The organism is Vibrio casei (genome assembly GCF_002218025.2).
GTDB lineage: Bacteria > Pseudomonadota > Gammaproteobacteria > Enterobacterales > Vibrionaceae > Vibrio > Vibrio casei.
Map to the genome: position 1 here is coordinate 709132 of NZ_AP018681.1, position 14429 is coordinate 723560.

Genomic DNA, 14429 nt, shown 5'->3' on the forward strand with positions numbered 1-14429 from the left:
ACCTTGAATTCAATACATTAAGGCTTACGAATTTAAATGGAAGAATTGTTTAACCACACCAAAAACTTGATCGTAGAGCATAATTACAGCTGGGCAACCGATCTTCTTATCATTGGCCTATGCAGCTTTATTTTTTGGATTATTTGGCGCATTGTCTATGCTCGTTTAGTGAGTATTACTGACAGAACAAAATTGCAATGGGATGACGTTATTATCCATTCCTTAAAAGCACCTGTTAGTACTTTTATTTGGTGCTGGCCAATGCTCATCGGTATTGGGGTACTATTAGAGGATGTTTTTGACCGCCCTATCGGCTGGCTCCATACTGTCCAGATCTTGATTGGCATTGTACTCGTCATTTGGACTTTATTTCGTTTAGTGAGCAATGTTTCAGACATCGTTCTCAAGAATAAAAAACGCGATGAAACGACGGTTCATGCTTTATCAAAAGTTGTCCGCATTATTATCTTTATAATTGGTGCAATGACCATCATGCAAGCCTTAGGTCTAAGCTTATCAGGCCTGCTGACATTTGGTGGGGTTGGTGGTCTGATTGTTGGTTTAGCGGCTAAGGATCTCTTATCTAACTTTTTCGGCGGCATGATGGTTTACCTTGACCGGCCTTTTAAAGTTGGAGATTGGATCCGTTCACCCGACAGAAATATTGAAGGCACCGTTGAAAAAATAGGGTGGCGAATGACGATTATCCGCACCTTTGACAAACGACCTTTGTATGTACCCAATGCAATTTTTAGTAATATAGTTGTAGAAAACCCATCTCGGATGCATAACCGTCGGATTAATGAAAATATTACCCTTCGCTACCAAGATGCAAATAAAATTGATGCCATCATTGCAGATGTTACTGACATGGTAAAAAATCACCCCGATATCGATTCCCGCCAAACCATCATTGTGAATTTTAATACTTTTGGCCCATCATCACTCGATTTCTTCATCTATGCATTCACCAAAACCGTCGAATGGGTTCGCTACCATGAAGTAAAGCAAAACGTATTATTAGAAACCATCAAGATTATCCACAAACATGGCGCTGATGTGGCTTACCCGACAAGGACACTGATGATGAATATGCCTTCGGATGAACATCATCATTCAGCACAAGAGCCCTCCCTAACAGAAAGAAACCCATAAAATACCGTGCTCAAGAAAAATAAATATGCCCCGCCTATTGATTATCGATTCGTGATACTACACTCAATTATACGTAATAAAATACATTAACATACCCATATTATTGTAGAGATACTCGCTTATTGAGATATTTAATAACACCAAACCTATACAACGATACTGTCGGTTATGCGTATTAATCTATACTCAAAGTAATTGGAGTTGTAGGGAGGCGAATGAACGCCGTCAACAACACTGCAACTTCAAGTACGAAGGATATAATGACAAAGGGTAAGAATGATGAATAAACCTACAGACAAACCATCCTCCGCTTGTGATTCTGATTTGGATATTTTCTGCTGTCCAATTTGTTCGAGTGATGAGTTTTTATTATCGAGTGATCAAAAAGAAATAATTTGTGTGGATTGCGGAGTTGTCACGCTAGAACCAAAATCTAGGATTCATCGCATATCTGAATTTTCTCATGCTTATACCGTTTGTGTGCTGCATTGAACATCACTATTTGCCCACACACAGGCATGAATTCGCACGTTTCAAATATTCTGATAATCTAAGTTCAATCAATACGATCTTTAAAAATACGCTTTCAACTCAGATAGGTCTTGAATATATTCGACCAATGGATGAACAATATTATGCGTATTATTTGGGCAATAATGAATTGTCTTTATATTGGCGTTAATACCCGCCCAAACACCATTTTCCGTATCGTCAACAAACAAACATTCTTCGATTAAAAAACCCATTTGCATAGCGGTATACATTAATAAATCTGGCTCTGGTTTCCAGCTATTAATATCAAAAGCGCTAAAAATTTTATTTTTAAACAAAGGTAACATACCGGTTAAAGCCAAAGAGTGCTCCATTTTATTGGTAGAACCATTTGAGGCAACACAAACCGCAATACCTTTATCAATCAAATATTGAACCGTTTCTAATGCGGAAGAAACCGGTTTCAGTTTTTCATCAAATAGTTGGCGCATACATTGACGATACTTAGGCTCCAATATATCCATTGGGATAGTGAGCCCAGCCCTATTACTTGTTTCTTTCAATACATCGAACATTTTTCCACCTTGGAAATGCGCCATACATTCATCAAAACAAATCTCAGCACCATAACTGGCAAAAACCTGAACAAGAGCTTGGCAACTTAAACGTTCACTATCGACTAAAGTACCATCACAATCAAAGATCACACATCTAATTTTGTCCTTATCCATCTGAATACCCTATTCATATATCATGAACTTGAGTGTCGCTTTTAAAGAACAAAAAAGACAGAGAGCAACAAATATTGTGTTAGATCAAACAATATAAAAATTAAAATTTATAAACAGGATCACTATTTAAAACGAATAAATATCATTGTATCTATTCGTCATCTAGTATTTAACCTAAAGTAGGATGGATAACAGAGCTTATATTTTTTCCATTCACTGCTAAATAACGTAAAACATCCGAAATAAAATCATTAACTTGATTTTTCTCTTTATATTCTGGTGCAATAACCACATCACTAAGCAACATCACTTGATTTTCAATATCAAGCTTTCCAATCAATGCCGCGGCAGGAGTGGCTCCCATAAAGCCAACATACAATTGGTATTCATCACTTAAAATAATCTGAGTTAAAAACTCAATAACTAATTTTTCTTTTTCTGATTCATTGGCCCATTGAGTCGCCTGTAAAACTGAAAAAATAATAGTTAAACGATGAAAATCGACCAGTACAACATCATCTATCCATGTAGATGATAACAATTGAAATTGTTGAGTCAGCTTATACTCTTTACTTTTTTCAGCTTGTAAGTATAAGTCACGGCCTTCAATACTTTGAGGTGTTGGAAATGCAACATTAACTTGTTCAGCGAGCCAGTTATTTTTATCATTAAGATAATTTACAATTTGAGTTTGCATAGATTCCTTTGGCTCACTTTAGCATTGAAAATAAGATTCGTGTTCGCATCCTAACAGTTACAACCTACATCGGCTAGCAGCAAAGCCTTCGATTAAAAATCATACCTTCATTAAACATCTTATTTATAAGTATTTTTCTTATATCAACACGTATTTTTCATTGCTGTGTTAGAATTTAAAAACACACCGACAGGAAGATACTACTATTGAATCATTCTGATTCATTTGTTTACATTTAATTTGTTCCAAAGGAAAGGAAAATGATTAAAAAAATTGCCCTAATCTCTTGCATAACATTATCACTTAGCGCTTGTGATAGTAATGAAGTTGGTGACGTATCACTGGGTATTTTCACAACAAAAGACATCAAAATAGATGTATTAACTGACCCAATCGTAACGGGCATCACTTGTCATATTTCAAGTGTCGAAGCGAATTTAGATTTTGCAGATCCTTCGGATATGGGAATATCTTGTCGTCAAACCGGTGAAGTAACATCTGAAATGATTGATACTATTGATAAATCCAAGTCAGGCGAAATAGTCTTTAAAAAGTCTAAAAGTGTTTTATTCAAAACCTTGAAAATTCGTCGTATTTTCGATGCAAACTCGCAAACCCTACTTTACCTTTCGTATAGTACCAAAGAAACTGAAGGCAGCTATAAGCACAGCCTATCAACGGTTCCATTATGGAACACAAAAGCATATAAAACCCCCGCTCAACTGGAAGCTGAAAAATTATCGGCTCAAGAGAATAACTAATTACTAAGCCATTAGTGATTATGTTACTGCCATAACGTTAAAGAGACCCCATGCAACTTATAGCATAGGATCTCTTTACATATTTCTTGTTTATTGCTCGTATTTCGTTTAAAAAATACAACTTAAATTCAAAGTACAGCTTGGTTGCTTCTACGCTTCCACTCTAGGATTATCAACATAAACATAGTAAGCCAACCTAACGAACCGCCACCACCTGAATCACTTCCTGAGTTATCCATGTTATTAGTCGCTGTCATTTTTTGTTTTGCCGTTTCCGTTCCATTTAATACCGAAGCAATCCAATCTTGGTAATCGAACACTTCAGTAAAAACACTTTGAACTTCTATATCAGGTCTACCACAAAAGTCAGGACCAAAACTCACAATCCCCGCTTGGTAGAGCTGCCCACCTTCAGAAAATAATAACGGTCCACCAGAGTCGCCTTGACAGCCACCAGATCGAAGCTGATTCATTATAGGTCCAGTGATACAGATCTGATGTTCTGAAATCTTAGTATCGGCAAATGAACTTTCACACTCCATAGGCTCTAAATAAGTTACTGAAACTTCTTTTAAAGTATCTGATTGATTGGTTGAACCTGCAGAGACGTAAGCATCTGGTGCTATTTTCCCATAACCGATCAATGTAAAAGGGAAATCAGGCTGTCGATAAGTCTCTGACGGTGCTAATTTCACATATGAAGCTGCCGGAATAAGGTTCAAGTCCACCGGATTGCGTAACTTAATAATAGCGACATCATCATCAAGAGTGGTGTTGTTATATGTATCCGGATAATAAATTTCAGAGGCTTGATAGCGATTATTTGAGACAAAAATATCACTCGAGATGGTTTCTATATTAAAAGCAACTTCTAAGCGTTCTAACTCCTCTTTTTTTTCTTCTGTTGAGGCATACAGGCAATGTGCTGCAGTCAAAACATAATGTTCATTCAATAAAGTCCCACCACAAAAAGTCACGACATTAGGGCTAGATTGGTCAAGAAAATTAAGTGTCAATAGACCCATATAGGGATAATGACTGATTTGTGCTTGATTGCCATTAATAATATAAGGCGTAATGGCTGAACCTTCAGTATTGGCTAAAGAAAAAGGAGAAAAAATCAAACCAATTGTGATAGCTCCAATCAAATTAAAATGTTGTTTATTGCTTGTGAAAAGATCCATTTATAACTCACGTGAATAATTTATCAATACAGGCTTTTCTTATACTATTTAACAGAGAAAATATAAATAGATAACCACCTATAGATTGTCTATTGTGAAAAAGTTTTTAATCTATGCGAGGATATACAAAAAATATAGGCATCTGTTGATGTAACGCATTCACCAATAAAAATAACCTGTATCATCAAGGCCTATTTTAATTGTAAGATTACGAATATCTTTAACTTTCAAATAGAACATTGATTCCGAGTGGAACTTTACTCGTACTAAGTGTTCTACTAACTATTACTTATACAACAACGCTGAAAGAGCCCATGCCTAAACATTTTAAACTTTTTACTCTATTCGCATTCATACTCGTTTTTCTTTCTGCTTGCTCAGAAAGTGACACGCCGAAACTAGGCAAACAATACCAACAACTTGCAACCCCACTAACTCAAAAAGATATCAAACCCGTGACAGAAGTCTTTTCATTAACCTGTGGACACTGCAGAAATATGGAAGCATCCATTCCTGAATTAGAGAAACTCACCAATCAAGAATTTGGTAAAGTTCATGTTACCTTTAATGACCAAGCTCAAGTTGCAGCTTTAATTTACTACGCTGCGGTGATGCAACTTAATCACATTGATCCGCTCCAGCTGTTTTGGACACTGAGTTAAGTGAGTACAATCACTAACGAGGTGAACAATGACAACTAAGAAAACTAGAATTAAACATTCCCCTGAATTTAAAGCAGAAGCCCTAAAACTAGCAGAGAGAGTGGGAGTAGCTGCGGCTGCAAGGCAGCTTTCTTTACATGAATCTCAAATCTACGGGTGGCGGAAGAACTCGAAGAAAGACACCAATACTAGTCAGCGAGAACAAGAGCTAGCCGCAGAGGTTGCCAAGCTCAAAAGGCAGTTGGCTGAGCAAGCAGAAGAGCTAGAAATTGTAAAAAAGGCCGCCACCTACTTCGCGAAAAATCTAAAGTAAATTGCTACGAATTTATGCTCGAACACCTGATGTACTTCAATATTGTACGTATGGCTAAGGTATTCGGGGTATCCCGAAGTGGGTTTTATTACTGGGTTAAACATCGCCATAAGGCTAGCCAACGCGAGGCAGTTCGCCAAGAGCTTGATACAAAGGTCAAAGAAGCTTTTGATAACAGCAAAGGCCGAGATGGCTCAAGGCGAATCCAAAAAGAACTGTCTGAGAGCGGTGATAACCACAATGTGAAAACCATTGCGGCCAGTATGAAGCGTCAAGATTTAACGCCGAAAGCGGCACGTAAATTTAAGTGCACGACAGACAGCAAGCATCAAATGCCAGTTGCTCCAAACTTGCTGGCTCAGAACTTTAACGCAGCGGCTCCGAATGAAAAATGGGCGGGAGACATCACCTATGTTGCGACAAGCGAAGGCTGGTTGTACTTGGCAGTAATTATTGACCTTTACTCAAGACAAGTAATCGGATGGTCTATGGATACCAGAATGACGGCTACGCTGGTCTGTGATGCTCTATCAATGGCTTTGTTCCGTCGCGAATTTCCTGAGCAGGTTATCGTTCATAGTGATCGAGGTAGTCAGTACTGCTCAAAAGATTATCGAGACCTCATAACTGTTTATAATCTAAAGCAAAGTATGAGTAGGAAAGGAAACTGCTGGGACAATGCTTGTGTTGAGAGCTTCTTCCATTCGATGAAAGTTGAAGCGATCCAATATGAGCCGATTATGACGAGAGACCAGATGCGTCAAACGATCTTCGAGTACATAGAGGTTGATTATAATCGGACAAGAAGGCACAGTGCTCTTGGGTATCTAAGCCCTGTTAACTTTGAACAGCAAAATGTCGCTTAATGAAGTGTCCAGTCTGGCTGGAGCAGATCACATACCCGACGAAACAATGATGAAAGATTTATTTACAGCAGTGCAACTTGGTGAAGGTTCGACGATGACTCAACAACAAAAAGCCATTGAACAAACATTCACCTCTCGCCATATGATCAGTCCATATAGCTTTGATGCTTTGCAACAAAAAGCACTTTTCCGCTATTTAAATGATGCAATGGAAATAAGTAAACAAGGCAATTTTAACTCCGTTCCAACTTTTATCATTAATGGAAAATATCAAGTTCTAGTGGGTGGACATGAAGATATTCAAGGTATTTCCAAAACCATTAACTTCTTACTCAAACAACCTTAAGGGTATACCTGTGAAAGTTTTACTGCCAATCATTGCATTACTACTCATTGCTTTTATTCTATATAGAAATATGAATACACAAAAAATTGCTGAAAAAAACATTCAAGAAGGTAAAGCATTTTTAGAACAAAATTCACATCAAGAAGGGGTCATCACCACAGATAGTGGTTTACAATATCTAGTATTGCGTAAAGGGAATGGTACAGAACACCCTACAGCAACAAGTCAAGTCAAAGTACATTATCAGGGCACCCTACTTGATGGTTCTGAGTTTGATAGCTCATACAAACGTAATGAACCTATTGTCTTTCAGTTGAATCAAGTGGTTAAAGGTTGGCAAGAAGGTTTACAACATATGGTTGAAGGGGAAAAATTTCGACTATTTATACCCTATCAATTAGGGTATGGTAAAAGTGGTTCAGGGCCAATCCCCGCGGGTTCAACACTCATTTTCGATGTCGAATTACTTGAAATAATAAAATAGTTTTTATTATTCATGTTTCCCCAAAGATGCTCTGAATAGTCTCAGAGAATCATTCTTATATCTATCGAAAGTTAAACAATAAGCTGTCCATTAACGACCATAATACACGCCATTCCCGCGGCTAAAGCGGCTTGCTTTCCTATTTCTGTATCTTCGAATACAACACAATCTTCTGGCTTTAATCCTAAACGCTGTGCCGCCAATAAAAAAGTATCAGGGTTCGGTTTATGGTTTTCAACATCAGCAGCCGTTACAACAGCATCTAGCATCGGTAAAATACCATTGTATTCAAGCAGTTTAATCGCATTTTCTTGATTACTGCCGGTTCCTATCGCTAGTTTCTTTTTACCATAAAACTGTTTGAGTACTTGGAAGGTGCAAGTGATCACACAGCCTTCCTCTATTAAATTTCTGAATAACCTAGTTTTTGTATCTGCAACTTTTTGAGGATCAATGTCAATGTGGTATCGTTCATTGAGTTGCATTGCTACTTTTCGAGAAGGCATTCCACCTAAGCTATAAATCCACTCTTGATCAAAAGGGAAGTTATATTGCTCTGCAGTTTGTTGCCATGCATGAAGATGTGAAGGCATTGTATCGATAAGGGTGCCATCCATATCAAAGATCAATCCTTTATAACTAGAAACATCTACTGCCATACGTGCCTCTCTTGTTTGATTTTAATCGTTTTGGCTATCTGTTATATCAATAGAAACATTTAAACTTAATTTTTCTATGGGAATAGCATACCATCAACATTAGCAACAATTCGATAACTAAAGCCCTCAAATATGTGAGCTAATAACCATATTATGTTAAAAATATCCAAAAATGTTGAAATTGCTAGTTGGGAAATTGAACTAACGGCCATTAGAGCCCAAGGGGCTGGCGGGCAAAATGTGAACAAGGTGTCATCAGCTATTCACTTACGATTCGATATTCAACGCTCTACTCTGCCTGATTTTTACAAACAAAGGCTTCTTGGTTTATCCGATAAACGAATCACAACCGATGGTGTTATTGTTATTAAAGCCCAACAATTCCGAACCCAAGAAAAAAACAGAGAAGATGCCCTTGAGCGTTTAAAACTGATGATATTAGAAGCCATTAAAGTAGATAAAGTACGCAGAGCAACTGCGCCAACCAAATCATCACAAAGAAAGCGAACCGATAAAAAGGTACAAAGAGGACAAACGAAGCAATTACGAGGGAAAATAGATTTTTAATAAGTCATCAATACCAATAATAAAATTCATGAAAAGTAGCTCCATCACGATCAAAAAATCCGTTAATTTTATATAAAGTTAACGGATTTTTCTTAGAAAGAATTTATCTTAAACCATGTAAAAACTCAGCTCTAGTCGCTGGGTTAGACTTAAAAATCCCACCTAACGCTGTTGTTGTGGTCACACTTGTTGCGTCCATCACACCACGAGACTTAACACAATAATGCGTTGCGTCGATGGTCACCGCGACATCATCCGACTCTAATAATGTTTGTAGTGCAACCAAGATCTGTTGAGTCATGCGCTCTTGAACTTGTGGCCGCTGTGCAAAAAATCGAACGATACGATTGATTTTTGACAAGCCAATAATTTTACTACGTGGAATATAGGCAACCGCGGCTTGACCATCAATGGTGACTAAATGATGTTCACACGTGCTGGTTAAAGTAATGTCTTTAACTCGAACCATTTCACTACACGACATTTTATTTTCAATGACCGTAATTTTAGGAAAGTTTTTATAATCAAGCCCGGAGAATACTTCGTCTACATACATTTTGGCGATGCGACGCGGCGTTTCTTCAAGGCTATCATCGGCAAGATCAAGTTCAAGTAATGTCAAAATTTCACGCATATGATGTTCAATGCGTTCTTTTTTCTCTTCTTTTGTGATCTCATTTGGTTGCATCGGTGTCTCAATTCCTCGAGTTTCCAATGCAGACTGAACCAATGCGGCAGATTCGCTTAACTCTGGATTATTTTGCGATTGAATCTCCAACTTTGCCATTCGTGTTCTCCGATTTAAACATTCCAACTCTTTATCAAATCCATACAATCTGTTTGATTTTGAGGACGACAAGGATACTCGTTCTCAACAATAATTACATCCTTAAATTACGTGTGTTCTTTATTCTATTAGGCATAACCTGAGGTTAATCATTTCATCTTTTGTCTATTTTAGTAATAATAGATACCTTATCGACATACACAATTAGGAATAAATGATGGGATGCTGTGACACTCCAGGCTTAATGCCTATAGATACTGCTGTTTCAAAAATGCTTGATTCTATAGACCCTATTGATCAGACCATCCAACAAAATTTAGATCAAGCAGTCGGTCATGTTCTCAGTGAGGATGCTCATTCACCAATGCACGTTCCTCCTTTTGATAATTCAGCAATGGATGGTTACGCGGTTCGTATTGCAGACTTAGCACATACGGTAAACTTACCGTTAGCAGGTAAGTCTTTCGCCGGTATTCCTTTTAATGGAAAGTGGCCAGTAGGCACTTGCATCCGTATAATGACTGGCGCACAAGTTCCTAATGGTTGTGATGCGGTCATCATGCAAGAAGAAACTCAAGCGAATGGTGAAATGATCGATTTCTCTCAGGCTTTACCTGTCAAGCCCCAACAAAACATTCGCCCAATGGGAGATGATATTACACAAGGCGCACTCGTCCTTCCCAAAGGACACCGACTCACACCGCGTGATATCCCGATGATTGCCACTCTTGGCATTCCAATGGTTTCAGTTTATTGCAAACCTAAAGTGGCCTTTTTCTCAACTGGCGATGAATTAAAACCATTAGGCACAACACTTAAAGCTGGTGAAATTTACGACAGTAATCGTTACGGTATCAAGGTGTTGTTAGAAAAATTCGGTTGTGAAGCAATTGATTTAGGCGTTATTCCAGATGATAAAGTATTACTTAAGCAAGCTTTCGAACAAGCACAACAACAGGCTGATGTGGTAATTACATCCGGTGGAGTGAGCGTTGGTGAAGCGGATTATACTAAAGATCTTCTTACCGAATTAGGTGAAATCGGTTTCTGGAAAATAGCAATGAAGCCGGGTAAACCCTTTGCTTTTGGAAAGCTTCTAGCCACCAATGAACGTTCTGAATCTATTTTTTGCGGTTTACCAGGCAACCCTGTATCCGCTATTCTCACATTATATATTCTTGTTCAACCACTGCTGGCGAAACTTGCAGGACATAGTGAATGGCAAGCCCAACCGTTACTCCCAGCAACAACAACGACCGCCTTTAAAAAACAACCAGGCCGTACCGATTATCAACGTGGGATTTATCAATTAAATCAACACGGACGATTTGAAGTGTCAACTACCGGTAATCAAAGCTCTGGAGCATTTCGTTCAATGAGTACCGCAAATTGCTTTGTCGTATTAGAGCAAGATCGTGGTCGTGTCGAGGTTGGGGAAACCGTTAATTTCCAAATGTTCAGCCCAAGCTTTTATTAGAGACCATCTACCGCTCAATTAACGATAATGACGTAAACTCGTTTTTCCAAACCACTCGCTTTTCCAAACCAGAAGTGAGCTAAATTCTACCGTTGTATCTAATATAAAAACGGAGCCCATAGTGAAGCTCCGTTTTTATATTTCGTCTTTATTACTGATGCTTTATTGCTAATTGTCCATTGATTTATCTGCTTTCTTCTCTTTCATGATAGATGCAATAACGGCTATCGTCATGGTCGTCAGCAATACGAGTAAAGAAACCATTGTAGGAATAGCCCAGTCCGTATCAATCAACAACATTTTAATACCAATAAATATCATAATAAAAGCCAATGCTGGCCTTAAGTACACAAACTTATCAAGCATTCCTTCTAAGACAAAATACAAGGATCTTAACCCAAGCAAGGCAAAAACATTGGCCGCTAAGACTAAAAATGGTTCTTGTGTCACGGCAAAAATAGCAGGGATTGAATCCAGAGCAAACATAACATCTGTCATCGAAATCACGACCACAACAATCAGCAATGGCGTGACCAATAATCCATGACTATCTTTCGTAAATAACTTTGTCCCCTGATAAGAATCGATAACTCTAAAAAACTTACGGACTAGACGTTCAGGCAAAGAGCTTACTTGTTCTTCTTCCTCTTCTGGCTTAGTAAGCTGATAACCCGTCCAAATTAAAAAGAACGCAAATAGATACAATACCCAGTGGAATGATTCTAATAATTCCGCCCCAATAGCGATCATAATACCGCGTAAAATAAGAGCGCCAATGATTCCCCACAATAACACTCTTGGACGCAATTCATGCGGTACAACAAACCGACCAAATATCAGCGCAAAAACAAAAAGATTATCAACACTTAATGATTTCTCTAATAAAAATCCGGTCAAAAAAGCGGTTGCTGCATCATGAGGTGTATAAAGGCTATTTGGCTCAAATACAGGCCAAAACTTATATAAAGAAAGAAAAAATAAAAAAGCGAGGAAAATCCAAACAAGGCTCCAAATAGCAGCCTTTTTAATGGTCACATTGCCATTGCGCGTTTGCCATACATCTAAAGCAAACATCAATAACGTTAATAAACCAAAATAAGCATAAGTCGAGATGTGCATTTCTTACTCCAACGCGGAAAGAAATGAATTAAGAGATCCAGACCTTCCGCATAATATGAAAAATCACCAAATAAAAATTTGATAATCAATATATGCGTTGGTCTCGTCAGAGTGATAAACCTTCGTTTTCACCTTTGCTTACCGGAAATAGATCTATCACGATGATCGTGGCCTACTTCGAGATGACGACAAGCAAATTTTCACTGACTACTCCCCAAACACGCTTAGTGTACAATTTACAGAACCTGCCACCAAGAGGTATTTTTGATATTTTAGATGCTACCAATCCCTTATCTTAAATTTTGTTTTGATCGGCTCAATACTGACGATGTATGTTGAAACCGATCATTATTAACTTGTAAAAACTCAACGAAACAATCAGCCATTGAGAAACTCGTCACTGTACCATGTTTTCTCATATTAATAATCGCATCATAGCCTTCTTTGCCTTTCATTGTGTAGGCTGAAGAGGTTCCCGTATAAAGGCGATCATGCTCAATTAATTGCCAATCACCCTCGCGATTACAAATATGTAAAGAATCAATGCGCTGCCCTGAAGGTTTATCGGCATCATAGGTATAGCGTAAATTATGAGTGTATGGATAACTGCCTGATCCTGTGCCTTCAACGCCATTATTAAAAGCATTATTCATAGCGCCCTCCAATATCATAGAAAGGTAGCGTCCTTCTATTTCATATACACCAATCGGTACCGCAAAAGGTAATAATTTACCGGCAATATCAGCAATCGTGATATTTCCTGGGTTCAAAGAGCTACGCACACCACCAGCGTTATGGATAGAAAAATCCACATCAAATCCTTGCTTGTTCATCATAAATAAAAATGATTCAGCAACTAAAGGGGCTAGCACACTCGGGCCATCTTTGTCAGGTATACGCACATGTCGTAAAGGAAAGTCGCTCTTCGCCACAATAGTTTTTTGCAGCTTACGAACCCGAGGAATATATTTATTCAGTAAGATATCGTGAACCATCGGATCTTTTTTACAGATCACAATGTTCGGATTTTGCTTTAGCATTTCACTGGCTTTTACGTGAGCGTTATCGACATATACTTGTGATAAACTGGCATCTAAACATAAACGACGACCAAGTAATAATTCATTTTTTCCATTAAAGTGAGAAACATTGCCTTCAGCATCAAACGTTACTTCACAATGTCCCATAGATAAAGCATGATAGCCCGCTTGCACCACAAAAGTTTGGCCGATTTTTTGTCCATAATCATCATCTTTTTCTAAGCCAACCGATGAAAAGTCACCCTGTAACCGATGGGAGTGTCCCCCAACAATGACACCTATTCCCTTAACCTTACTCGCTAAATCCAAATCAGCTTCATAGCCCAGATGACTTAATAAAATAATATTCTTAACGCTATGCTTATGAATATTTTTAATGGTTGAATTTGCCACTTCAATCGCATTTATAAATGGCGTATCTTGGTCAGGGTTAGAAATCTCAGCCATCTTATCTAAAGCTAAACTGAAAATAGCAATGTCTACACCATTTACCGTTTTAACTATCCAATGTGCACACTGCTCGTTAGTATTAAATGATCGTAAGTTATCCGCTTGGCTCACTCTGACTGGCTTATCTTTAGATTCATTCGAGACATCCCAGTTACCAGCTAGTAAAGGAAAATTAATTCGCTTTAGAAAATACGCAACAGGTTCATTACCCATGTCGAGTTCGTGATTGCCTAGCGCCATAGCATCTATATTCAATGCATTCAATAATTCAGCATTCGCTCTTCCTTTAAAAAGAGAAAAATACAACGTGCCTTGGAAGCAATCTCCAGCGTGCAGAAATAAAAATCCTTTATCACTTTCTTTTGCCTGCTGGCGGAGCTGATTCACTCTAGTAGCAATGCGTGCAAAACCACCAGCACTCACATATGGCTGAAGTGTTTGTTGTTCAATAGTCAGCTTTAATTGCAATGAGCTTGGTTCGAAATAAGAGTGGGTGTCATTGATATGAGCTAAGAGCAAGCTCACCGATTGATTATTTTTTTGGATCATTATACCTCTGTGATCGTGTCTATCTTCTCACTGAATTTCTGTTATTCAGTCTTTTGTTTCTTGATTTTTATACCTCACCATACTAATGCT

Annotated in this window: 15 protein-coding genes; 8 read left to right on the forward strand and 7 right to left on the reverse strand. The window is 38.1% G+C overall.

Annotation, left to right across the window (positions count from 1 at the left end; genetic code table 11):
* Positions 1-36: 36 nt before the first annotated feature.
* Complete coding sequence (locus VCASEI_RS16255; RefSeq protein ID WP_086958656.1) at positions 37-1155, forward strand: mechanosensitive ion channel family protein; 1119 nt, start codon at positions 37-39, stop codon at positions 1153-1155.
* Between the two features lie 572 nt (positions 1156-1727).
* Here VCASEI_RS16255 and VCASEI_RS16260 read toward each other — a convergent pair.
* Both VCASEI_RS16260 and VCASEI_RS16265 read right to left on the reverse strand, forming a co-directional pair.
* A complete protein-coding gene (locus VCASEI_RS16260; protein WP_086958658.1) occupies positions 1728-2378 on the reverse strand; it encodes an HAD-IA family hydrolase in 651 nt (216 codons plus the stop codon).
* Between the two features lie 169 nt (positions 2379-2547).
* Positions 2548-3075 carry a hypothetical protein gene (locus tag VCASEI_RS16265; RefSeq protein ID WP_086958660.1) on the reverse strand — a complete coding sequence of 176 codons (528 nt, stop codon included), beginning with the start codon at positions 3073-3075 and terminating at the stop codon, positions 2548-2550.
* Positions 3076-3335: 260 nt separating this feature from the next.
* Here VCASEI_RS16265 and VCASEI_RS16270 point away from each other — a divergent pair, with 260 nt between their 5' ends.
* Complete coding sequence (locus tag VCASEI_RS16270; RefSeq protein WP_089110831.1) at positions 3336-3836, forward strand: CreA family protein; 501 nt, start codon at positions 3336-3338, stop codon at positions 3834-3836.
* A gap of 128 nt (positions 3837-3964) precedes the next feature.
* Here the strand turns inward: VCASEI_RS16270 and VCASEI_RS16275 are convergent, their stop codons facing one another.
* The gene (locus VCASEI_RS16275) at positions 3965-5020 is read right to left on the reverse strand and encodes a S1 family peptidase (RefSeq protein ID WP_089110832.1); all 1056 of its coding nucleotides are present in this window, start codon (positions 5018-5020) and stop codon (positions 3965-3967) included.
* A gap of 314 nt (positions 5021-5334) precedes the next feature.
* Here VCASEI_RS16275 and VCASEI_RS16280 point away from each other — a divergent pair, with 314 nt between their 5' ends.
* From VCASEI_RS16280 to VCASEI_RS16295, 4 genes are all read left to right on the forward strand, one after another.
* Positions 5335-5682, forward strand: coding sequence for a thioredoxin domain-containing protein (locus VCASEI_RS16280; RefSeq protein WP_197709595.1), 348 nt, complete (start codon positions 5335-5337; stop codon positions 5680-5682).
* Between the two features lie 28 nt (positions 5683-5710).
* Positions 5711-6861, forward strand: a protein-coding gene (locus VCASEI_RS16285; RefSeq protein WP_110957783.1) for an IS3 family transposase whose coding sequence is annotated in 2 segments (ribosomal slippage) — positions 5711-5954 and positions 5954-6861 — 1152 coding nt in all. Because the reading frame shifts where the segments join, the coding sequence is not laid out codon by codon here.
* On the forward strand, positions 6851-7207 hold the full coding sequence (locus tag VCASEI_RS16290; RefSeq protein WP_089110827.1) for a thioredoxin domain-containing protein: 357 nt from the start codon (positions 6851-6853) through the stop codon (positions 7205-7207). The genes VCASEI_RS16285 and VCASEI_RS16290 overlap by 11 nt, the downstream gene beginning before the upstream one ends.
* Before the next feature lie 70 nt (positions 7208-7277).
* On the forward strand, positions 7278-7691 hold the full coding sequence (locus VCASEI_RS16295) for an FKBP-type peptidyl-prolyl cis-trans isomerase (RefSeq protein ID WP_226983410.1): 414 nt from the start codon (positions 7278-7280) through the stop codon (positions 7689-7691).
* 71 nt (positions 7692-7762) lie between these two features.
* Here VCASEI_RS16295 and VCASEI_RS16300 read toward each other — a convergent pair whose 3' ends face one another.
* On the reverse strand, positions 7763-8350 hold the full coding sequence (locus VCASEI_RS16300) for a beta-phosphoglucomutase family hydrolase (protein ID WP_086958670.1): 588 nt from the start codon (positions 8348-8350) through the stop codon (positions 7763-7765).
* Between the two features lie 153 nt (positions 8351-8503).
* Here VCASEI_RS16300 and arfB point away from each other — a divergent pair, with 153 nt between their 5' ends.
* On the forward strand, positions 8504-8917 hold the full coding sequence (gene arfB / locus VCASEI_RS16305) for an alternative ribosome rescue aminoacyl-tRNA hydrolase ArfB (protein WP_089110826.1): 414 nt from the start codon (positions 8504-8506) through the stop codon (positions 8915-8917).
* A 103-nt stretch (positions 8918-9020) separates the two neighbouring features.
* On the opposite strand, the gene folE is transcribed toward arfB, so the two are convergent.
* Positions 9021-9704: a GTP cyclohydrolase I FolE gene (gene folE / locus VCASEI_RS16310; protein WP_086958674.1), complete on the reverse strand. Its 684-nt coding sequence runs from the start codon at positions 9702-9704 to the stop codon at positions 9021-9023.
* 217 nt (positions 9705-9921) lie between these two features.
* On the opposite strand from folE, the gene moeA reads away from it, so the two are divergent.
* Entirely contained in the window at positions 9922-11181 is a 1260-nt protein-coding gene (gene moeA, locus VCASEI_RS16315) for a molybdopterin molybdotransferase MoeA (RefSeq protein WP_086958676.1), read from the forward strand.
* Between the two features lie 168 nt (positions 11182-11349).
* Here the strand turns inward: moeA and VCASEI_RS16320 are convergent, their stop codons facing one another.
* A complete protein-coding gene (locus VCASEI_RS16320) occupies positions 11350-12300 on the reverse strand; it encodes a TerC/Alx family metal homeostasis membrane protein (RefSeq protein WP_086958678.1) in 951 nt (316 codons plus the stop codon).
* A gap of 290 nt (positions 12301-12590) precedes the next feature.
* Entirely contained in the window at positions 12591-14339 is a 1749-nt protein-coding gene (locus VCASEI_RS16325; protein ID WP_086958680.1) for a bifunctional metallophosphatase/5'-nucleotidase, read from the reverse strand.
* Positions 14340-14429: the final 90 nt, after the last annotated feature.